General features: G+C 51.3%; 19 protein-coding genes. 10 read left to right on the forward strand and 9 right to left on the reverse strand.

The annotated features are described in order from the left end of the window. The first annotated feature begins 1 nt into the window (after position 1). Positions 2–190, forward strand: a complete 189-nt coding sequence (locus Q4D85_RS05690) for a hypothetical protein (protein ID WP_303198848.1) — start codon at positions 2–4, stop codon at positions 188–190. Between the two features lie 541 nt (positions 191–731). Here the strand turns inward: Q4D85_RS05690 and Q4D85_RS05695 are convergent. Further along, positions 732–1127 carry a hypothetical protein gene (locus tag Q4D85_RS05695; RefSeq protein ID WP_303198849.1) on the reverse strand — a complete coding sequence of 132 codons (396 nt, stop codon included), beginning with the start codon at positions 1125–1127 and terminating at the stop codon, positions 732–734. 40 nt (positions 1128–1167) lie between these two features. Further along, on the reverse strand, positions 1168–2478 hold the full coding sequence (locus Q4D85_RS05700) for a class I SAM-dependent methyltransferase (RefSeq protein WP_303198850.1): 1311 nt from the start codon (positions 2476–2478) through the stop codon (positions 1168–1170). A gap of 349 nt (positions 2479–2827) precedes the next feature. On the opposite strand from Q4D85_RS05700, the gene Q4D85_RS05705 reads away from it, so the two are divergent. Together Q4D85_RS05705 and thiD are read left to right on the forward strand one after the other, a co-directional pair. Next, complete coding sequence (locus tag Q4D85_RS05705) at positions 2828–4243, forward strand: NAD(P)/FAD-dependent oxidoreductase (RefSeq protein ID WP_303198852.1); 1416 nt, start codon at positions 2828–2830, stop codon at positions 4241–4243. A gap of 124 nt (positions 4244–4367) precedes the next feature. Then, positions 4368–5267, forward strand: coding sequence for a bifunctional hydroxymethylpyrimidine kinase/phosphomethylpyrimidine kinase (gene thiD, locus Q4D85_RS05710; protein ID WP_303198853.1), 900 nt, complete (start codon positions 4368–4370; stop codon positions 5265–5267). On the opposite strand, the gene Q4D85_RS05715 is transcribed toward thiD, so the two are convergent. Continuing rightward, entirely contained in the window at positions 5257–5838 is a 582-nt protein-coding gene (locus tag Q4D85_RS05715; protein WP_303198854.1) for a trans-aconitate 2-methyltransferase, read from the reverse strand. The genes thiD and Q4D85_RS05715 overlap by 11 nt on opposite strands. 49 nt (positions 5839–5887) lie before the next feature. Here Q4D85_RS05715 and Q4D85_RS05720 point away from each other — a divergent pair, with 49 nt between their 5' ends. Beyond that, positions 5888–7009 carry a magnesium and cobalt transport protein CorA gene (locus tag Q4D85_RS05720; RefSeq protein WP_303198856.1) on the forward strand — a complete coding sequence of 374 codons (1122 nt, stop codon included), beginning with the start codon at positions 5888–5890 and terminating at the stop codon, positions 7007–7009. 82 nt (positions 7010–7091) lie between these two features. Here Q4D85_RS05720 and Q4D85_RS05725 read toward each other — a convergent pair whose 3' ends face one another. Continuing rightward, entirely contained in the window at positions 7092–7577 is a 486-nt protein-coding gene (locus Q4D85_RS05725; RefSeq protein ID WP_303198858.1) for a PaaI family thioesterase, read from the reverse strand. A gap of 142 nt (positions 7578–7719) precedes the next feature. Here Q4D85_RS05725 and gndA point away from each other — a divergent pair, with 142 nt between their 5' ends. From gndA to Q4D85_RS05755, 6 genes are all read left to right on the forward strand, one after another. Beyond that, the gene (gene gndA, locus Q4D85_RS05730) at positions 7720–9174 is read left to right on the forward strand and encodes an NADP-dependent phosphogluconate dehydrogenase (protein WP_303198861.1); all 1455 of its coding nucleotides are present in this window, start codon (positions 7720–7722) and stop codon (positions 9172–9174) included. A gap of 307 nt (positions 9175–9481) precedes the next feature. After that, complete coding sequence (locus Q4D85_RS05735) at positions 9482–10834, forward strand: DEAD/DEAH box helicase (RefSeq protein ID WP_303198862.1); 1353 nt, start codon at positions 9482–9484, stop codon at positions 10832–10834. An 86-nt stretch (positions 10835–10920) separates the two neighbouring features. Then, positions 10921–12327 carry a hemolysin family protein gene (locus Q4D85_RS05740; RefSeq protein ID WP_303198863.1) on the forward strand — a complete coding sequence of 469 codons (1407 nt, stop codon included), beginning with the start codon at positions 10921–10923 and terminating at the stop codon, positions 12325–12327. After that, on the forward strand, positions 12327–13400 hold the full coding sequence (locus tag Q4D85_RS05745; protein WP_303198865.1) for a hemolysin family protein: 1074 nt from the start codon (positions 12327–12329) through the stop codon (positions 13398–13400). The genes Q4D85_RS05740 and Q4D85_RS05745 overlap by 1 nt, the downstream gene beginning before the upstream one ends. Continuing rightward, a complete protein-coding gene (locus Q4D85_RS05750; RefSeq protein WP_303198866.1) occupies positions 13397–14260 on the forward strand; it encodes a 3-methyladenine DNA glycosylase in 864 nt (287 codons plus the stop codon). Before Q4D85_RS05745 ends, Q4D85_RS05750 begins: the two co-directional genes overlap by 4 nt. 68 nt (positions 14261–14328) lie before the next feature. Next, positions 14329–15780 carry a vWA domain-containing protein gene (locus Q4D85_RS05755; RefSeq protein ID WP_303198868.1) on the forward strand — a complete coding sequence of 484 codons (1452 nt, stop codon included), beginning with the start codon at positions 14329–14331 and terminating at the stop codon, positions 15778–15780. Positions 15781–15950: 170 nt separating this feature from the next. Here the strand turns inward: Q4D85_RS05755 and Q4D85_RS05760 are convergent, their stop codons facing one another. The 5 genes from Q4D85_RS05760 to secA2 all read right to left on the reverse strand — a co-directional run bounded on the left by Q4D85_RS05760 (position 15951) and on the right by secA2 (position 21214). Continuing rightward, positions 15951–16499, reverse strand: coding sequence for a MerR family transcriptional regulator (locus Q4D85_RS05760; RefSeq protein WP_303198871.1), 549 nt, complete (start codon positions 16497–16499; stop codon positions 15951–15953). A gap of 183 nt (positions 16500–16682) precedes the next feature. Beyond that, positions 16683–17300: a bifunctional nuclease family protein gene (locus Q4D85_RS05765; protein WP_303198874.1), complete on the reverse strand. Its 618-nt coding sequence runs from the start codon at positions 17298–17300 to the stop codon at positions 16683–16685. A 24-nt stretch (positions 17301–17324) separates the two neighbouring features. Next, positions 17325–18044, reverse strand: coding sequence for a MerR family transcriptional regulator (locus tag Q4D85_RS05770; protein WP_303198876.1), 720 nt, complete (start codon positions 18042–18044; stop codon positions 17325–17327). 208 nt (positions 18045–18252) lie between these two features. After that, positions 18253–18684, reverse strand: coding sequence for an oxoglutarate dehydrogenase inhibitor Odhl (gene odhI, locus Q4D85_RS05775; protein ID WP_303198877.1), 432 nt, complete (start codon positions 18682–18684; stop codon positions 18253–18255). A gap of 238 nt (positions 18685–18922) precedes the next feature. Next, positions 18923–21214: an accessory Sec system translocase SecA2 gene (secA2, locus tag Q4D85_RS05780; protein ID WP_303198878.1), complete on the reverse strand. Its 2292-nt coding sequence runs from the start codon at positions 21212–21214 to the stop codon at positions 18923–18925. Positions 21215–21334: the final 120 nt, after the last annotated feature.

Genomic DNA, 21334 nt, shown 5'->3' on the forward strand with positions numbered 1-21334 from the left:
TATGCTAGCAGAACGAATGCTACCGTTTTTGTGGATTCGACTTGTCGTGGTGTTGGGATTCACCATATTCGCGTTTTACCAATCGATTACCATTTTGGCCATTGTTGGGATCGGGCTGGCCGTATTAACTGGTTTCCAAATCTTCTCAGCGTACCGTAACCGGCTATCCGATGATTTGGATAAAAGTTAAGGTAGACGGGTTTTTCACGCGGGAATGACCACCTGTGTCACTCACCTTCTTTTAGTCACGGTGACGTAAATATTACGACTATATCCAGCTTGCATTAATGAGCGATTGACGGCAATTCAAAACCGATGGGGGTTATTAGTCACCTAGTGCCGCGACAAGTCCCAAAAACCCAATCACAACATCGCTTCACATCATTGGACCGGAATGGGTAACCGGCCGGGCATAGCGCTACATTCGCATACGTTTGATACAGAGCAACAAACGCTGCGCGTTAGGCGGTGATTGTCGATACCGGATAAACCAAGACCCAAAGCCTTCTTACACAGATCGCGCGACCGCAGCCGCGAGACGTCATAAATCCGTTTCGTGCATCCATAATTCAACCGAAGCATTCGGCAGCACTTAGCCTAGACCCGTCGACATCTGAAAAATCCCGAGACCTATAGCTGGCCAGGAGTCAATTACGGCCGTGAGATGCCGCGGCAAAGCCCTCGTTAAAAACATCCGATAATGTACATTATGTCAAGTAAGATTTATTGGGTTAATTCCCCAGCCACCTATTTAAGACTCCAACTTCTCGAACATAACGCTCGCGTACATCCCCCGCCGACCAATCGTTGCGGAGCTGAAAAAGAAACTCCCGATCCAATTCTTCCGGGTCGATAGCCGTCAACGTTATGGATTCGATTGCGCTGCTAAGAAAATACGCAATGTCTTCTTGCTCCGTCGGCTGATTACGGTAATGCCATTTCGCTACATTCCAAAAGTGAACCAACCCTGGCTCATTGAGCTCGATTACCGCATAAGAAAGCCTATCCCAATCAATGTCGGCCGCCATGCTGAGATCGATATTCGCGATGTAATCATAGTCAGCAACATCTTCGGGCCGAGTTACCGCTACGTATTCCCGACACCGCTTAAGAAACTGACTATTCACAGGAGTTAATGCTGGCTTTTTCATTGCATCCTATCCACGTTTATCGACGTTGCCTGGTCGTTATCGTTAACTGTACTGCGTCGATCATCTCCAGCCGGAACAACGCTTCCCGCAGTGCCAGTTGGAACACCCATAACCGTCGAAAAGTAACGTCGAAGCCATCAGCCGCCGCTTCCCGCATATTCCCCTCGAACAGCTCACGCTGCATCTGTAGCCCATGATTATAATGCTTTCCAAAACACTTCTGGGCGACGATCCGCAGATTGCTATGGGTGTCGAAAAGCCGGTGCACGTCTTCCGGCGACGACATGGTTAATCCTGGCCACACGTATGCCCGTAGCACATCAAGCGCACGTTCACTGGTCTCGGTATAGTTAGGTGTTTTCACCACCGTTTGCATCGAAACGAAGCCGTATGGCGCAAGCATCCTATCTAAAGCCGACACATAATGACGCTGTGTTTCCAACGGCATCGTTTCGAGCTTTTCGACGCTGGTAATCGCGTCATATGTCCTTGACAACCGCCGTAGTTCTGGAAATACCCCATCGGTGACGTTGATATGGATGTCCAAATTAACTTTTACTTCTTGAAAAACCTCTTGCAGCCAGTTCGCATGATCAACATCGGCTGTATAGACATCAGCTACTGCCGCGTTATGTGCCGCGATAATTGGAACCAGCGGACCGGAACTCGGAAAATCAGCAATGTGGGTACCCGCCGAAACCCGGGCCGATTCCAGTAGCTGCGTGGCGGCACGTAACTGCGCGTCGGAAAAGTCAACGCGTTCCACGAGCGCTGGCTCCTGAAGTTCAGTTACATCCACGAAGTGGCTTGCCGGTTCCCTCCCCTTCCCGGCACCCGGCACGTAGCTTTTATATTGGTTTCGTTGTGTTGTTGGTACGCCTGAGGAAAAAACCGGCCCGTGATAACTCATGCCATCCCCACTGAATAGCTGGATCAAATCTTGCGGCAATTCGAGACCACTATATTGGCCTGCCAGCTCACGAATATGGGTACGGGAGGTTCGGGGGCAATAACCAACTTCCAGCAACTTAGTCAGCACATCGACCAATTGCTTACTTTCCCACTCTCCCGCCATGTAGCCCTCAGCTAGCCCCAACCAGCCTGATTTAGCTATCCGCTTAAATAGCTCTTCCCGAATGATTCGAAGATCAGGTTCGTCACCGCCCAATCGAATATTGGTTTTCTCGCAGACAAGCGCGAATTCTGCTTCGGAGCGTCGCGCTTTTGCCGCATTTAAAATTCCGCCCGGGATAGTGACCACACCTGGCCATTGCTGCGGATCGACGCTGCTGAGGTGATCAGGTGTGTGTGACGGAAATGACGACACAAACGCTCCTTATTTTCACTCATTAAACTCTGGTTTTTGCCACTTCACAGTGTATGGTCGCCTCGCTTTCAGTTTTAACTGCCACACCGAATTACCCCCATGCTTTCAGCACGCCTTAGATTCGACGGGATCAAACACCCTGAACACCGCGCTATTTTAAGTTTGAGCTCAGCAAATTCCCAAGGGGAACCCTACGCTGATTTACCCAAAATTTTCCCTCATACATTGCGGGACTATGTGGAACCACCGGTTTGGCGCTACCATGTTAAAAATCACACTCTTGATAGGGTGGGTAGCCAATAATTAGTTCTTGAGCGACGGTACTCAAGCAGTAGGAGAAAACACTTTCATGTCTGAAACCCCATTCCGCCCTGAAGGCGGTCGGCACCACGTGGTTGTTATTGGATCAGGTTTCGGTGGACTTTTCGCCGTCCACAACCTTAAAGTTGCAGATGTCGATATTACGTTGATCGATCGCACTAACCACCACCTGTTCCAGCCTTTGCTTTACCAGGTGGCCACCGGCATTCTCGCCTCTGGTGAAATCGCCCCTTCCACCCGCCAGATTCTAAGCCAACAGGACAACGTCGAGGTAATGAAGGCCGAGGTTGTCGATATCGACACCAAGGAACGAACAGTTTCTGTTCAATTAGGGCATCTAACGAAGCTAATTTCCTACGATTCCTTGATTGTTGCCGCCGGTGCTGGGCAATCGTATTTCGGCAATGATCACTTTGCTAAGTATGCACCTGGCATGAAGACTATCGACGATGCTTTGGAATTGCGGGCACGAATCTTGGGTGCCTTTGAACGGGCTGAGCTTTGTGATGACCCAATCGAACGGGAACGACTCCTTACATTCGTGATCGTCGGCGCAGGACCCACCGGCGTCGAGCTCGCCGGCCAGGTGGCAGAAATGGCACACCGCACGCTAGCGGGCTCCTTCCGCCGTTGTAACCCGGCTAATGCAAAAATCATCCTGCTTGACGGTGCCCCTCAGGTTTTGCCCCCATTCGGAAAGCGACTGGGACGCAATGCGCAGCGTTCCTTGGAAAAAATTGGCGTGACAGTAAAACTCAATTCCATCGTGACCGATGTGACTGAGAACTCCGTTTCCTACAAATCCACCGTCGACAATTCAGAGCACACTATTGAGTCGTTCTGCAAGATCTGGTCGGCAGGTGTGGCTGCTTCCCCACTGGGCAAGTTGATTGCAGATCAAACTGGCGTAGAACTCGACCGAGCTGGCCGAGTTCACGTGAATTCCGATCTCAGTGTCGGTGACGATAAAAACCTGTTTGTCATCGGTGACATGATGAACTACCAAAACCTTCCTGGCGTAGCACAGGTTGCGATTCAAGGTGGCGAATACGTCGCTGAGCAGATCGCTGCCGAAGCTGCTGGCCGTTCCGCCGACGAACGCGAGCCTTTCGAGTACTACGACAAGGGCTCAATGGCAACGATTTCCCGCTTCAACGCTGTGGTAAAGATGGGAAATGTGGAGATCACCGGATTCATCGGTTGGCTTTTGTGGCTTGTCGTTCACGTCATGTTCCTGGTTGGTTTCCGCAACCGGTTCACGGCACTCATTTCGTGGGGAATTAACGCAATTTCTCGTAAGCGTTGGCATTTGGCTGTTACCCGCCAGCAACTGCATGCACGTACCGCTATCGAAAAATTGTCGGATCGGATCACGCACGACGAAGAAAAGCCGATCGAACTTCTCGATACCGAACGGTTTGGAAACAGCAAGCCAAAGAAGTAAATAATTCGTTGGTGAGGCTGCCGTGTGTTTTGCCCCTGAGCTCGTTACAGTTAGGTGCATACACACGGCATTCGCTTTAGCTACACCTTGTTAACGCGCATTACCATCCCTTAAGGAACCTGATATGCCTGTCGATCCCACAGCAGGTTTGCCTCTACGACAAAGGCCGGACTCCCCTTCCCGCCCGCGCGTGCTTTCCATCGCTGGCACCGACCCCACCGGTGGCGCTGGTACCCAAGCGGATATGAAGGCAATCGCGGCGGCAGGCGGCTTCGGTTACAGCGTCATCACCGGCCTCCTTGCACAAAATTCCCAGGGAGTTTACGCGTCGCACATTCCACCACGTGATTTTCTCGTAGCTCAGTTAACCGCAGTCAGCAGTGACGTCGAGATTGATGCCATTAAAATCGGGATGTTGGGCAATTCCGAGATCATCGGGACGGTTGTTTCGTGGTTGGCCGAATTACAGGCACACCGTTCACGCCCGTATTCGCTCCCGGTGGTGATTGATCCGGTGATTTTCACGAGCACAGGTGCGCGGCTTCTAGACAAACCTGCGGAAGATACTCTGTCGACGATTCTGGATTGCGCAACTGTCATCACTCCTAACACGCCGGAATTGGCGTGGTTGGTAGGCACGGCTCCGGCTGATTCGTTTCAGACGGCGATCATTCAAGCAACAGAACTTGCACAACGCTACGACTGCTATGTGATTGTTAAATCTGGCCATTTGAGATGCTCAGAGCCTCACAACGCCGCAGTGTCACCGGCGGGCGAGGTCACGGTTGTGCCAGCGGCGCGAATATCGACTAGCAATACTCACGGTACCGGTTGCGCACTTTCTGCGTCGCTTGCCACCTGTATAGGGGCTGGGATTAGCGTCGCAGAATCGTTGCGGCTGTGCACCGACTGGATTACTGAGGCGATCGCTGCAGCTGACCTGTTAGATATCGGCAAAGGTGCAGGCCCTATTGATCATTTTGCCCATATCGATCGGCTTATCACCGAAACGACTACTTCCTGAAGAACGCGACCAGGAAATCTGATTCCTTCGCAAACGGGGCGAGTTCCCACGACGAAAACTTTTGTTCAATTGTAAAACCGACTTCGGTAGCAAGGGCTAGGAAGTCGTCAAAATCCCAGCCGCGGCCAGCGCCAAATCCAATTACTGCCAGACCACCGGGTTTAAGTGCCGCAAAAATGTGGCTAAGGGCGCCTTTTCTTCCCTCAACGGGAAGGAAACCCATGACGTTTCCAGCGCTGAACACGATATCTGCATCGGAAATTGGGAGTGGGTCCACGCACAGGTCGCCCACGTGAAATTCCAGGTCGGGATGTTGTTCCCGCGCAATATCAATCAAAATTGGATCGAGGTCGGAGCCGATTACCTTGTGTCCTTGTTTCCCGAGGTATCCGGTCAACCGTCCTTGACCGCATCCTGCGTCGATGATGACTGATCCGCGTGCAGCGATTGCATCGATGAGGCGGGCTTCCCCGTATATGTCTTCCCCATTTTCTTCGAAGTGTCGCCACCGGTTTGCGTAATTGATAGAGTGTGCAGGATTGGCTGCGATGAGTTCGTTCCACGTAGGCATGTCTTTTAGTTTAAACCACATACTACGATCGAGAAATTGTGTATTTACTATGACATTTAACAAAACAGACCACGCAAATCACTCCGAAAAATCAGCTTTCCCAGCGACACACCAAACAGGCGGCGTCGTCGATCACTGCCGGTTATATATCGATGGTGTCCGCATACCAGGTGAGATTAAAGTCGACTCGGCGCTAGGATTATTGCACAGCAGATTGCGTGAACTGCAAGAAAGCCACGAGACGGATTCGTCTCGAGGTTTCGTGTGGTTAAGTCTGAATGAACCTAGCGCGCAACAGATGCAGGATGCGGCGCAGGCATTTGGTGTTCACCCGTTGATTATTGAGGATGCCGTCGTTGCGCGACAGCGGCCCAAAGTTGAACAATACGACGACCAACTGTTTCTGGTGGCACGAAGCGTGCGTTATTTGGATTTTGATAGGCGCCAGAATTCCGTTCAGCAATCTCGTCAGGTGATCGAAACTGGCGAGGTGCAGATGGTTGTCGGGAAGAACTTTGTCATAACCATCCGGCACGGCACTACTCTGCCCGATATTTCAGATCGCTTAGCGTTACGCGCGGGACAATCGACGTTGGTGAATCAAGGTGGACCGATGTCCGTAGCGTGGGCGATAGCAGACTGTATTGTCGACGATTACATCAAAATTGCGGCAGAATTATCCGACGATGTTGACGCACTGGAAGAAGAGGTGTTCACACCAAATTCTCGATTTAATGTAGAGCAGATTTATTTGCTCAAGCGGGAAATCCTGGAAATGCGACATGCGATTGATCCTTTAGACCCAGCGTTGCGTTTGATCCTGTCCAACGATTCACAGTTATTAAACAAACACATCCGCCGCTATTTTCGCGATGTTCTCGATCATGAAATCATCGCCAAGGATACGATCCGGGGGTTCGACGAGCGACTCACCGACTTGATCAGCGCAGCCGTTGCGAAAGTAACACTGCAGCAAAACGAGGATATGCGCGCGATTTCCGCGTTTGTGGGTATGGCCGCTGTACCAACATTAATCGCGGGGATTTACGGAATGAACTTCCAACACATGCCGGAGCTACAGACCCAATACGGGTATTTCGTTGTGTTGGGAATAATGATTCTTATTGTTGCTGGTATGTGGTGGTTTTTCAAAAAGTGGAATTGGTTGTAAAAATGTAAAGCTTTTCGACGCCCCACCGTTGAAACGTGCACCGCGGGGACGTCGAAAAGCTAACGTTTACTCTTGTCGATTGTTACCGTTCTTGTGGCGGTTCGATAACCATTGTTCGCAAGGCAGATTTAGCACAAAGGTGATCCCGGTGGAACATCTCAATCTCAATCAACTGGGTGCGTCGCCCATCATGAACGATCCGCGCCTCGGCGGAAATCACGCCAGCGGCAACCGAAGCAATGAAATTTGTATCGTTATTTACGCCAACCACCAGTTTGCCCTTTGCAGCAACGATACCCATCACCGAGCCGACTGATTCTGCGATTGCACAGAATACACCTCCATTAACGATCCCAGAGACTTGGAGGTGATCTTGAGTCACGTGCATTTCTGCAGCTACGAGGTCTTTAGTTACCTCAGTAAACCGCATGCCTAGCCGAGAGCTGAAACCGCCGTTGAGTTCGTTTAATTGCGCCAATTCCCGCATGTGCAACCCGTTCTCGCCCATCCCCGCAAGGAGCTCGAATAATGGTTTTGTTGTATCGGGAATTTCAGTATGAGAAGCCATAAGCCCCACACTACTGCCCTTATACAAACAAACCAACAGACAAGTACCGCATAGTTAAACAAACACCACATTTGCCCCTTTTTAGCTGGGATTTCACGGCGGGAATACCACCCACCCGGCGGGGTGGGTAGACTATGAAACCATGACTGAACAAGGCAACCTGGCACAGATCGGCGTCGTTGGTCTTGCTGTAATGGGATCAAATCTGGCGCGGAACTTCGCTCGTAACGGACACACAGTTGCGGTGTATAACCGTAGTTTCGAAAAAACTGAAGACCTCATCGCAGACCATGGCGATGAGGGTAACTTCATTCCGGCAAAAACGGTCGAAGAATTCGTTGCCAGTCTCGAGAAACCTCGCCGTGCGATCATCATGGTTCAAGCTGGCGCAGCTACGGACGCGGTCATTTCCCAGCTTGCCGACGCCATGGATGAGGGCGATATCATCATTGATGGCGGAAATGCCCTGTACACCGATACCATTCGCCGCGAAAAGGAGATTTCTGCTCGCGGACTGAATTTCGTTGGAGCGGGCATCTCAGGCGGCGAAGAAGGGGCTCTTAACGGCCCATCAATCATGCCGGGCGGCCCAGCCGAATCTTGGGAAGCACTGGGCCCGCTATTGGAATCCATCGCAGCGGTTGTTGATGGAGTCCCGTGCGTTACGCACATTGGTCCCGACGGAGCTGGGCATTTTGTCAAGATGGTGCACAACGGCATTGAATATGCCGACATGCAGGTAATTGGCGAGGCATATCAGCTACTTCGATATGGCGCTAACATGACTCCCGCGGAAATATCGGATGTATTCCGTGCATGGAACGCCGGCGATCTTGATTCGTATCTCATCGAAATCACTGCCGAAGTTCTCGCGCAAGTTGACGCAGAAACTGGCACCCCACTCATTGATCTGATCGTAGACTCCGCTGGGCAAAAAGGTACCGGACGTTGGACCGTGAAATCGGCCCTTGACCTGGGAATCCCCGTTACCGGCATCGCTGAAGCCGTGTTCGCCCGTGCCCTTTCTGGATCTACCGCACAGCGAGCTGCAACAATCGGCAATCTGCCATCTGGGAACCTTCAAACTCTCGAGGAACTCGGAATTTCGCGCGAAACTTTCATAGAAGACGTACGACGTGCTCTATATGCGTCAAAGCTTGTGGCGTACGCTCAAGGTTTTGATGAAATCAAGGCTGGTTCTGAGGAACACAATTGGAATATCGACCCGCGAGATCTCGCAACAATTTGGCGCGGCGGTTGCATCATTCGCGCCAAATTCCTCAACCGGATCCGGGAGGCATATGATGCCGACCCAGAACTTCCAACGCTCTTACTCGATCCGTACTTCAAGTCCGAGTTGACCGACCTTATCGATTCCTGGCGCCAAATCGTGATTATCGCAACCCGTATTGGCCAACCGATCCCAGTGTTCGCCTCTTCCCTGTCCTATTACGACAGCCTACGAGTCCCTCGTCTTCCTGCAGCCTTAATCCAGGCCCAGCGCGATTATTTTGGTGCACACACCTATCAGCGCGTTGATAAAGAGGGGACTTTCCATACTCTCTGGTCCGGTGACCGCACCGAAATCGAGGCGTAAAAGACATTTGCTGCTGCTTTCGCCTTGCATGGGTGAAGAGCCACATAAAAGACAGGCTGTGGGAATCACTATCACAAGTAGTCTTCCCACAGCCTGTCTTTGTGTAACTGCATTTAGTCGCATTCATAAGGAAAACTTTATTCGGTTTAAGCTAACGGTAGCCCGACAACGGTAAGTCAAAAACCGTCCAATTCACCGGCAAATAGTGTCACTGCTTCAGCAATGCCCGACAGCACCGCCTGAGGATACCAACCTTGAAGCACATGGAACTATGGCGCGGCTGAATTGGCTGTGTAGCATAGACGTGATGACTACATTCGCCGAACTCGGCTTGCCCCATTCCATTATCTACAGCCTCAACAGCCAAGGAATCCACGAAGCCTTTCCCATCCAGGCCGCTGCAATCCCCGATGCCCTTTCCGGAAAAGACATCCTGGGCCGTGGACCCACTGGTTCCGGAAAAACCCTGGGTTTCGGGCTGCCAATAATTGCACGATTAGCACAGCACGGGCACTCCACCCCAGGCCAGCCCCGCGCCCTGGTGCTCGTACCAACGCGGGAGTTAGCAAGTCAGGTTCAACAGCGGCTATCCCCCATCGCACACGCAGAAGGCCTTCGGATTATCGAGGTCGTTGGTGGAGTGGCAATTTCCAAGCACATTCGCCAATTCGCGGCACCAATAGACATTCTCGTTGCTACGCCAGGTCGAGCACTCGACCTAATTCACAACAACCATCTTGACCTCAGCAGTATTTCCATAACTGCCATCGATGAAGCCGACCAAATGGCCGACATGGGGTTCCTTCCGCAGGTGCAAAAAATTCTTCGCCAAACCCCACCCGCCAGCCAGCGATTACTGTTCTCCGCAACACTCGACGGCGACGTATCCTCGCTTATCGACGAATTCCTAACTGATCCTGTGACTCATTCGACCAGTACGGCAGAAGCAACAGTCGACACAATGAAGCACTATCAGTTCACCATCGCAAACAAAGACGAACGCACCCAAGTGGTGCTTCACATCGGCGCCCGAAACGGACAAACTATCATGTTCACGCGCACAAAGTACGCGGTGGATAAGTGGGTCCGGAAGCTTCGCCGGGCTGGGATCAATGCAGCTGGTTTACATGGAAACAAAGGCCAAACCAGCAGGACGGCAGCAATTGAAGCCTTCACCAGCGGACAAGTCCGGGTCCTGGTAGCAACTGACATCGCAGCACGGGGAATCGATATCTCAACGGTGGATCTCGTCGTACACATTGATCCTCCCGTCGAACCAAAATCCTACGTTCACCGCGCCGGGCGCACCGCCCGCGCAGGCAACACGGGAAGCGTCGTCACGCTAGTATTGCCGGAACAACTCGACGCCGTTACATCAGTATTAACCAAAGCGGGCGTCAAACAAAACATGATTCACGTCCACGCCAATTCAGCAGAATTAAAACGAATCACTGGTGCTCGCACCCCGTCAGGTAAAACCCTGGGTGATTTTCAGCCCGCAGCGCACACCACCACTTCGGAAGGACCATCCAAACCGCAGCACCAATCCGCGCAGACCACCACAAGACCGCCACGAAAGAAACAACAGAAGAAGAAAAAGACATGGGGCGGTGCCGTCGCCGTTTCAAAGCACGGTGCCCGGAAAAAGCGTAGTCGATGAACCTCTTGTGGAAGTCATCAGCTAGAATCTTTAGAAACGAAGGAAAGGCTTAAAATACCAGCTCAATCGGCTGTCGGTTAAACCTAATGGACATAGTTATTTCAGTTGCTTCACTTTTTGGCTTCATATTGCTCACCGCAAGCACTGGCTTATTTGTTGCCGTCGAGTTCGCATTAACCGGATTAGAACGCGCCACTATCGACCAGGATGTGGCCGAACGCGACGATAAATCAGCCCACGCAGTGAAACGCGATTACCAGAATCTTTCATTCGTTTTATCTGGCGCTCAACTGGGCATCACCATCACAACACTTGCAACCGGGTTCCTAGCAGAACCCATTTTGGCAAAGTTCTTAGTCCCCGTTCTCACATACGTAGGTCTTTCAACAACGTGGACAACGACCATCGCATTAATCCTCGCACTTATCATCGCGACATTTTTGTCCATGGTATTCGGCGAACTCGTTCCCAAAAACATCGCCATCACCGACCCCTTGAAGACCGCCCGGTTTGTAGTAGGCCCAGTACACGCTTTCAATTCCGTGTTCAAAGGGTTCATTAATCTCCTTAATCGCTCCGCGAACGCGCTAGTACGCAAATTAGGAATCGAACCAGCCGACGAACTCGCCACTGCCCGCAGCACCCAAGAACTGACCGCCCTTGTGCGTAATTCCGCCGAATCTGGTGACATTGACGCCACCACCGCCCGATTCTTGGACCGCTCACTTCGATTCGGCGAAACCACCGCTGAAGAACTTATGACCCCTCGGTCAACAATCGAAACCCTCTCCCACGACGACACCGTCCTAGACCTCATTGCATTAGCAATCGAAACCGGACACTCGCGCTTTCCGGTTGTCCGAGGAGACCTTGACGAAACCATCGGCGTGGTTCACTACAAAGACGCATTCGAATTACCGCCAGAAAAACGTAGTACCACCCTACTCTCGGAAATAGCCCGCAGCGTTCCAGTCGTTCCCGAATCCTTAGACGGCGACGCCGTACTCAACGCGGTACGTTCTGCCGGATCCCAAGTCATTCTTGTTGCTGATGAATACGGTGGAACCGCAGGAATCATCACGATTGAAGATGTAATTGAAGAAATTTTGGGCGAGGTCTACGACGAACACGACAACGTGGAAGCAGACAAAGACTTCGAATCCTTCGGCACATCCTGGGCAGTATCTGGTCTTGTGCGAATGGACGAACTAGCAGAAAAAGTCGGATATATCGCTCCTGATGGTCCATATGAAACGTTGGGTGGCCTCGTCATGACCCAATTAGGCAGGATCCCGGCGATGGACGACGAGGTAGTTCTACCTGAATCCGACCACCCAACCCTGGCTGAATTTACCTCAGGCTTCAGCGGTCGGTGGTTGGCCAAAGTATCCGCCATGGAAGACCGTCGGGTAGACAAAGTAATCATTACGCCAATATCCGAAGAAGAATACAAAGAATTCATCGCTAAATCCTCGAAAGCGGAGGGCAACTGATGGGAATCATAACCACGGTATTGATGATCATTGCCCTACTGGCAGCAAATGCGTTTTTCGTGGCAGCTGAATTCGCCCTCATCTCATCGCGCCGGGATCGGATAGATAATCTCATTTTGCAGGGTCGCCCTGGTGCCAAGCGGGTGTTGTATGCAATAGAGCATCTTTCTATCATGTTGGCTGCTTGCCAGTTCGGCATAACCATTTGTTCCTTGATCCTAGGTAAAGTCGCCGAGCCTGCGATCGCACATTTCATCGAAGATCCGTTTCTCAAACTGGGGTTGCCAGAACAGTTTTTGCACCCAGTTTCGTTCGTTATTGCCTTGGCGTTGATAACATTTCTCCATATTCTTTTCGGCGAAATGGTTCCTAAGAACATTGCCTTGGCAGGCCCGGAAACTTTGGCACTGTGGCTAACTCCAGCGCTATTGGGGTTTGCCACGATTACCCGCCCACTGATTTCGTTTATGAATATGATCGCCCGCGTCACGCTACGGCTTTTCGGTATTGAACAGCGCGACGAGCTGGATTCTACGGTCGACGAGGATCAGTTAAAGACCATGATTTCAGAATCACGATCCGAGGGCTTACTGGATGCAGAGGAACACGCACGGTTGAATAAGGCGCTGCGGGTCGATCGCAGTCTCACCGAAGTGATGATCCCGCTAGAAAAGGTGAGAACCGTGCAATTCGGATCACGCGGGCCGCTGCTTTCTGAATTAGAAGAGGCTGTCGCGGAAACTGGTTTTTCCCGTTTCCCAGTCACAGCATCAAATGGATCATATATCGGATACGTTCATATCAAAGACGTACTTGATCGGTTCGATGGCAATTCGGACAGCGAACCAGACTCGATTGTTCATCGCGCCGAAATCAGGCCACTGACCAATGTTGATGCCGCGGGGACAATTGATGAAGCATTGCACACACTGCACAAACGCTCTGCTCACATGGCCCAGGTGCGCGACCGGGGTACGTTAATTGGTGTTATCACACTTGAAGATCTCATTGAAGAATACGTAGGCACTTTTAGTGACTGGACCCATCAGCAAAATCAGCCACCACAATCATGATTTATCTCGATACCCAAGAATGGACAAGGCAGCAATCGGAGCATATTGCACGGGCCAGAACCTTTACCGCCGCACACCTCGAGCGTCGAAAAGCAGGCAAAAAGCATCCAGTTTTTGACTTTCTTTTCGAGTACTACCCTATTCGTGCTGCGCATTTAGAACGGTGGCATCCCGGTATAGGCATCGCGATTTTCGATCCGACCGCCGCCAGCCAACAATCAGGATGGAAGTATTATCACAACCTCGATCACTATACCTGCATAGATGTCGCCCATTATCTCGACTCTCGTCGGCAAACGCTCACATTTATCCGAGATCTACTCAACAAAACCGAGCAGAATCCAACTCGTTTTGATTGTTTTGGGCTACACGAATGGGCGATGGTGTACCAAACGGAGACTCCTCGACATTCACTACCACTACGGCTAGGGGCTGCGGAAACGCAGCGTGTAGTGGAGGAAAACTCATTACGATGCACGCACTTTGATGCATTTCGGTTTTTCACCCCGGCCGCCCGGCCGCTCAATATAACTGTGCTCAGCCGGGAGACCCAACCTGACACTGAGCAGCGTGGTTGCGTCCATGCCACGATGGACCTGTATAAGTGGGCGGCAAAACTTGGCCCCATCGTGCCTGGTGAGCTATGGCTCGATACTTTCGACCTTGCGCAACGTGCGCGAATTTTGGACATGGAAGCATCGCCATATGATTGTCGCGAATTTGGTTTAGGTGTCGTGCCTATTGAAACTACAGCCGGAAAGCAAGAATATGTTGAACGACAGCGAGCATTATCTCACGATGCAACAAGGCTTCGTCACCGGCTAGTCTCAGCCATCGACCAGGTTTTCGCACTACACTAGAACTTTAAAGAAACGTCAATTACCTGCGCATGTAATGCCAAGACACTGAACGAGAGGACCTTAGTGCTATGGGTCGCCATTCTGATGGGCAAAGCAATTACAAGATTTCTGGCGGAGTTTACGCAATTCTTGCGTGCCTACTCATCGCGGTAATCGCCGTGTCCTTATGGTTTCGAGCAATCAAAGACGATTCTGAAACGATAAATTCTGCAGAATGCATGGCCGGGAACCTCACCCTTCCAGTAGCGGCTCAGAGTTCCGTCCACGATATCGCCCAGACGCTTATCGACGATTACAACGCCACGTCGCCCATCGTGCGTGACCATTGCGTCCGAGCCATGCTGACCCCTTCCGTAGCCGAGGCCGGTGTTTTTATCTCGAGTCAATCTGATGGAGCGATTACTGCTGCGCTTGCTGAACATGGCAGGTCGCCAGCCACTTTAGAGTGGCCAACGGCCTCAGCCCTTAAAGTTGGGGTAGCCAGCACGAAAAAAGTAGCAGCGGATACGCTCACGGACGTTTCTTACCCAGTCGCCGACAACTCTGTGGCATCGGCGTTGGTGGCCGCAGCGGTAAATAAAAACGCCAAAGACAAAGTGACCGAAATTCTGGAGAAAAACAAAGACGTTACCTTAGCTAGCGCCGCGGAATCGGGTGCGGAGATCATCGCAACCAATGAAAAATCCGTTCCGACCGGATATAGCTTTACCGATATCGCCGATTTGCGGCAACCCGTAAGAGTAGTCGCGCTTAATGCCACCAACTCAGTCAACGAAGAAGTTGTTCGTGCCGGTGCGGATTTTGGTGCAGCAATCACCAACGCTGATGCAGCAAAGTCAGCCACGACTGTCGCAGCATTAGCTGCTGTGGAGGCTCTTCACTCTTTCGATGCTGCACACACGTCTCCGCCAGCAACAGCGGAGTCAGTTCCAGCCCAACCTGCCAATGCGGTCACTGCAGCCGATACTTTGTTCTTGTTCGACACCTCAGATCAAATGTCTTACGACGCGGGCAACGGTACAACATGGTTCCAAGCAACTTCGAATGCGATAGCGAAAACCTCCGAAAAAATCGCGCAGAAAAACCGCTCATTGGCATTATGGAACTACTCTTCCCCACTGAACCAGGGAGTTACTCGTGGTTGGCGAACAAATATCATGTTCAGTAATCAGGCTTCTGCGCCGAAGATCGGGCAAACAGCAATCGCCTTCGGAACGGGCGGAGTTCCGCAAACTCGCTCTGCAACACTTGCCGCTGTGCGTTATGGCGTCGAATACGCAAAAGAGGCTAAAGAGCCGGTGCGTATCGTTGTTATCACCACGGGTACGGCTGATCAAGGGGACCTAGAGGCTCTAAAATCCCTAATGGCTGATGCACAAGCGGCTAACACTGATCTCAGCGTGATTCATGTGGGATCCGGAAACGTGGACAAAGAGCTGGCGGATCTCGCCAACAATTCCACTACAGTTTCTTCCCCCGCTGATTTACCCGCCGCGCTCGATAAGGCATCTGGAGTTTAGCGAACTGGCAGCGTCGAAAAGCGATCGCTGTTCGCCTTTTCCTTGGCTGGAGCAACTTGGCGTCACTGGTAAAAGGAACGGAGAAAGGCACTTAATCACAAGAGGCTAGCTGTCGTGGCCCAGAGATTACCACGGCAGCTAGCCTTTTATCGATCACAGAGAAAATATGTTTAAGAGCTACGACGACGGCGCCGATCGGCAAGCTCGTCCACGGCCATGCTCGTCGACTCTGTTTCTTCAAGATTCGTCGCAACCTTCTCGAATGGGAACGCGGAAATCGTACCGGTCAGTTCCTTCATAATTCCCGGCACCGCAATGCCGAAAACGCCCTGACCGCCACCAAGAAGATCAATCACTTCCTCGGCGCTGCGGCATTCGTAAACGGTTGAGCCATCGGAAACCAAGGTGATTTTTGCCAGATCGTCAACTCCCCGATCCCGAAGTTTCTCTACAGCTTGACGAATGTTCTGCAAGGAAATACCGGTATCAAGAAGGCGTTTAACGATCTTTAATACCAGTATGTCTTTGAAGGAATAGAGCCGTTGCGAACCGGAACCACGGGCCGTGCGGATACTTGGTTCCACCAACTTAGTGCGTGCCCAATAATCCAGCTGACGGTACGTTATGCCGGCTACCTGGCAGGCGATGGGCACGCGGTAACCGACCTCCTCGTCGGGGCCCATATCAAATAACGACTCTTGTATTGGTCGGTCACTCATGAGTGCGCTCCTTGCATTCTCTGGTATCGCGAAACAGCATGCTACAAGCAGTGCTGTTTACTATTCTTAGGCAAGGTTAGCGAAGCGTCAAGAAATTAACTTGCGACACGCCGTTAACTTAAACCTCAACTTGAAGTTTAAACTTAAATTGCACCGCTGTCATCTTTATTCACATAGATAACTTTAGTTATCATCCGTTTCAGGCCGGAAACCTTCAGTTTCATCGTCCCGATTGGGACCAACATCACCTTTCTTTCCGAGCAAATCAGATTCGCTCACACCCATGCTTTCCATCAGAGCGGAAAAGTCTGCATCGGCCGCGGCATCACCGGAGGCTGACACTTCCCATCCAGTCTCGGTGATGTCTTCCCCGAAATCCAATCCAAACCATTGCCGCATATCCGATTCGGAAACATACACACTGGCCTGCATTAACACATCTTCATCAACAAGTATTGGAAGATCCAAGGAGTAGGCAACCGCGATGCCGTCACTCGGCCGACAATCGATTTCAAAATCAGACTCAGTGACCAGCGCGGCAATAAACTCGCCTTCGTAAAAGGAAGTGATGCGCAGCTCCTTAAATCCGATCGACCCCATTGAGCTTACTGACAAAAACAGATCTTCAAACCGGGGGCGACGCGGGGGTACATCAGCTTCCCGCCGTTGCTGCGCTACGGCGTCCACGGGACTAATCCATATCGGAAGAATTCGCTTCTTCTCGTTCCATCGAAAGACCAAGCAACTATGGTTCTCCGGAAAAACAGAAACTTGGAGATATTCAACGACCTGAAACGCCATAAAATGCAGACTTCCGATACCAATCTAGTAACCCAGTTGACTATGAAGCTCGTTTTTCACCAAAGACGCATGCAACGAAACAACCAAAGCGGTCATTTGCTGGCTCATCTCCTCTGCACGCTCTTTTGCGCCCTCTCCCCTAGACCTCGCAACTGGGGTCGCGGCCTGAGAGATAAGGGAGGCTTGGCGGCTAGCGGTGTTCTTCAGCGACTTCAGATGACGCACATCAAATCCAAATTCGCCGAGCGCATCAGCCGTTGAAACGATTCGAACGTCATCCATAGTGAAGAATCCCGCAGGATCTGGTTTGATAATGCCGACACCTGCAAGTTCAGCAACAAATTCAACGTCAACTTGAGCCTGCTCCGCCACATCGGTATCAGTCAACCGCGTAACCACCGGCTTGCGGAATTGCTCAGGGCTAATCATCGGCTGCGCGTCAACGGTTTTCATAATGGGCGTGATCGCGCCGGAATCCATTGCGTCCAATTGCTCACGGATAACCTTTAGCGGAAGATAATTATCGCGTTGTGTGGTGAGGATATAGCGTAGTCGGTCGATGTCAGCCTGAACGTATTTGCGGTAGCCAGAACTTGCCCGTTGCGGCGAAATGAGCCCTTCGGATTCTAAGAAGCGAATTTTAGAAAGCGTAACATCGGGAAATTCGGCCTGAAGCTGCTTAAGCACAACACCAATACCCATCGTTTTGGTTGGCTTGGTTGCCGATTGCGAACGACTAGACATTGGAGATGCCGAATGCGATAGGGCGCCCATGGATTAAGCTTTCCGTTTCTTCGTTACAAGACTGACATTGTTAATTCCCGTCATTTAAGCCAACGACGGGACTTGTTTATCCCAGGATAGCACCTTTTGTCAGTAATATTTCCTTGACTTTTGCCGTTGAAACCTGGGGTTAACAAATAAAGGATTGCGATTTTATACCGAACGTTCTTTAGTTGGCCGATCCCGCAAGAAAAACCAACCGGAATTTACCGATCTGAATCTCGTCACCGGAAGACAAGACTTCGGAATTCCGTGGTTCACGGTTGACGTAGGTGCCATTTAAGGAACCCACATCAACAACTTCGAAAGAGCCATCGGTTAACCGAAATTCGGCGTGCCGCCGCGAAACCGTGACGTCATCAAGGAAAATATCGGAGTCCGGATGGCGACCAGCGGTTGTCGTGGCCTGATCCAGCAAGAATCGAGCACCGGCATTCGGTCCGCGTTTTACAATGAGCATTCCAGCTCCAGCAGGAGGAGCAACATCGGCACTTGTGCTGGAACTAGCTCCCGCACCATTTTCCATTTCCTTCAGTAGGTCAGCACGAAACACCGAAGTGGTCTCGACCTGAACGTCTTGAGTACCGTTGTTCTCACTCATCGTGAAACCCTCCATGTAAGAAGATCTGGCTTGCAATAGCCGCTAATGTGGTCACTGAAACACACCAAAGAGCAATTGCCCCCGTGTTCCAGCCAATGCTTTCATGATAGCGGTTTGTTACGCCCAAGGCGTCTTTCTCCCAAAGATCCAGCCTATAGCCTTGATTTACCAGGGTTCAAGCAAATCACATTACTGTAATTTCTTTATATTCCGCTTAACGAAAATCATCGATGCCAGCTTAACGGAAGATATTTCCTATCCCCTGGATAACGGAATTGCCTGATCCCGCCAATGGGTTATCAGAAACCATATACGTCCATGTTGCCGACGGTCGAGCCAAGCCATGATCCTCTAAATGCGCACCTGTGGAATCAATGCGGACAGAATTGAATGTCGCAACCGCATCGTCAACGGCCTTTTGCGCTAGAGTTTTGAATTCACGAACTGCAATTCGGTGGAATTCATCGATTGGTGTCTCTCTAGCGATCGCTCGCAGGTGAATTGATTCACGTACGTCGTCCATGTGTGCTAAGTGATTACTCCACCCAAAATCCAGGTGGTACAACATGATTTCACGGGCAGCTTGAACGAGAACCTGACGCTCCAAGGTTTGGGCCAAATCCTTCGCCTTTTCAGATCGAGCTTCGATCTCGGTCCATGCTTGATCAGTATCAAGCAATGTTGCGCGTCGTTCGTCAATAATGTCGCGCTGGTCGGCTAGCAATTTATTGTATTTCCAGGTCTGCGAATGGATTTCGAGCAGTTGGCCTTCCGTTACCCGTTGACAATGCTCGATCCAATCCCGCACGCGCTTCGATTCGATGCTTCCGTCAGCTTCGGGCCGCACGGTTACATTTTCGCCCGCTCCGCCTACCGCGACCATATCATCTTCCAGCGATACGAAAAATAGGGATAACCCGGGATCACCTTGACGCCCTGCCCTGCCTCGCAATTGATTATCAAGGCGCGCAGTACGATGCCGTGCCGTTCCAATAACCGCCAATCCCCCAAGAGAAACAACTTGGCTATGATCTTTTTCATCGGCGCCACCCAATTTGATATCGGTTCCGCGCCCTGCCATTTGTGTGGAAACCGTCACTCGACCGATATCTCCAGCCTCGGCGATAATCCGTGCTTCCTCAGCGTCATTTTTCGCGTTGAGCACGTTGACTTCAATATCGAATTCCCGGAGGGCTTCCGCCAAAGCTTCAGATTCGGCCACGTCTTGAGTACCAACCAAAACCGGTTGGCCAGTGGAATGAATCCGTCGAATTTCCTCAATAATCGCAGCATTCTTGTCCGCGATAGTCGCATAAACGCGATCCTGTTCATCGAACCGCGCCAACGGCTTATTCCGCTCGATAACGCTCACCCGCAGGTCATAGAAGCTTCGCAGTTGGTCAGTTGCTTCCACTGCTGTGCCGGTCATGCCGCAAACCATGGGATACCGCCGCATGAGCGCTTGCAATGTGATCGTGTCGAGAATCCGACCACCTTCGGTAACCGCTAATCCTTCTTTTGCTTCCACTGCTGCTTGTACACCATCAGGCCATCGCTGCAAATCTGCCACCCGACCCTTGGATGCGTCGATAAGAGCAACTTTCCCATCCCGAACTATGTAGTGAACATCGCGGATCAATAATGCCTGTGCGTGGAGTGCAAGGTTAACCTGAACCAGTGTGGTGCCGACATTGTCATCGTCGTAAAGCGATTCAATGCCGAGTGCGGATTCAAGCTTTCGGGCACCCGATTCCGTGAGAAAAACATTACGCCGGTCATCATCAACGGTGTAGTCCTCGGCTTCGCGCAGCCGACGCACGATTTCCGTGATTCGGCCTCCTGGGGCACGGCCGGGTTCGTTGCCTGCCAGAACTAATGGCACCAACGCCTCATCCACCAGAACGGAATCAGCTTCGTCGACGATCGCAACATCCGCGCCGTGTTGTACAGCTTGTGCGCGTGCCGTTATCAATTGATCGCGTAAGACATCGAAGCCCAATTCATTGACTGGTGTATAAACAATATTCGCGGTATACGCTTTTCGACGTTCATCGCTGGTCATTTCTTCAGTTATCGCAGCTACAGTCAGTCCGAAGAACCGAACCAATGGCCCCATCCATTCAGCATCACGAGCTGCTAGATAATCATTCACCGTAATAGTGTGTACCCGTTTGCCCATCAGACCGAAGCCGGTGCTCGCCATAGCGCCCACCAACGTCTTACCCTCGCCAGTAGCCATTTGGATAACGTCACCTTCCAAAAGCCGCAACACCGCCTGAGATTGCACCGGAAACGGTGTTAATCCAAGTGTCCGTTCGGAGGCGATCGCCAACACGGCAAGGAATTCTGCCGGATCATTAAGGTCCCCATTTTTGGTAGCTGCAACTGCACGTTCGACGAGTTCAGAATCCGTTAACGTTTCAAACTCAAGCTTCTTCGTTTCCGCTTGGTCTACGATAGCAAGGCTACGTTTTTGATTACGGCCCTGTTTGCCGCCCATTGCTTTCCAAAACCAATCGAAACCAGCCACGTGAGCCTCCGTTGTTGTTTGTAAGTTTTAATCTAACGTTTTAAATCTTAACGCTACAGGCTCCGCATGCATTCCCCTAGTTAGCCGCAAGGCTAGTTTTGGGGTCAATCACCATTAATC

It is taken from the genome of Corynebacterium sp., from assembly GCF_030532965.1.
In the GTDB taxonomy this organism is placed as follows: Bacteria; Actinomycetota; Actinomycetes; order Mycobacteriales; family Mycobacteriaceae; genus Corynebacterium.

Coding starts and splice junctions, on each gene's coding strand:
- Q4D85_RS05755 (WP_303198868.1), top strand. CDS start 14,329: ATGGGTCGCCATTCTGATGGGCAAAGCAATTACAAGATTTCTGGCGGA.
- odhI (WP_303198877.1), bottom strand. CDS start 18,684: ATGAGTGAGAACAACGGTACTCAAGACGTTCAGGTCGAGACCACTTCG.
- Q4D85_RS05745 (WP_303198865.1), top strand. CDS start 12,327: ATGGGAATCATAACCACGGTATTGATGATCATTGCCCTACTGGCAGCA.
- Q4D85_RS05705 (WP_303198852.1), top strand. CDS start 2,828: ATGTCTGAAACCCCATTCCGCCCTGAAGGCGGTCGGCACCACGTGGTT.
- Q4D85_RS05740 (WP_303198863.1), top strand. CDS start 10,921: ATGGACATAGTTATTTCAGTTGCTTCACTTTTTGGCTTCATATTGCTC.
- Q4D85_RS05770 (WP_303198876.1), bottom strand. CDS start 18,044: ATGTCTAGTCGTTCGCAATCGGCAACCAAGCCAACCAAAACGATGGGT.
- Q4D85_RS05760 (WP_303198871.1), bottom strand. CDS start 16,499: ATGAGTGACCGACCAATACAAGAGTCGTTATTTGATATGGGCCCCGAC.
- Q4D85_RS05750 (WP_303198866.1), top strand. CDS start 13,397: ATGATTTATCTCGATACCCAAGAATGGACAAGGCAGCAATCGGAGCAT.
- Q4D85_RS05735 (WP_303198862.1), top strand. CDS start 9,482: ATGACTACATTCGCCGAACTCGGCTTGCCCCATTCCATTATCTACAGC.
- Q4D85_RS05715 (WP_303198854.1), bottom strand. CDS start 5,838: ATGCCTACGTGGAACGAACTCATCGCAGCCAATCCTGCACACTCTATC.
- gndA (WP_303198861.1), top strand. CDS start 7,720: ATGACTGAACAAGGCAACCTGGCACAGATCGGCGTCGTTGGTCTTGCT.
- Q4D85_RS05690 (WP_303198848.1), top strand. CDS start 2: ATGCTAGCAGAACGAATGCTACCGTTTTTGTGGATTCGACTTGTCGTG.
- Q4D85_RS05765 (WP_303198874.1), bottom strand. CDS start 17,300: ATGGCGTTTCAGGTCGTTGAATATCTCCAAGTTTCTGTTTTTCCGGAG.
- Q4D85_RS05725 (WP_303198858.1), bottom strand. CDS start 7,577: ATGGCTTCTCATACTGAAATTCCCGATACAACAAAACCATTATTCGAG.
- thiD (WP_303198853.1), top strand. CDS start 4,368: ATGCCTGTCGATCCCACAGCAGGTTTGCCTCTACGACAAAGGCCGGAC.
- Q4D85_RS05720 (WP_303198856.1), top strand. CDS start 5,888: ATGACATTTAACAAAACAGACCACGCAAATCACTCCGAAAAATCAGCT.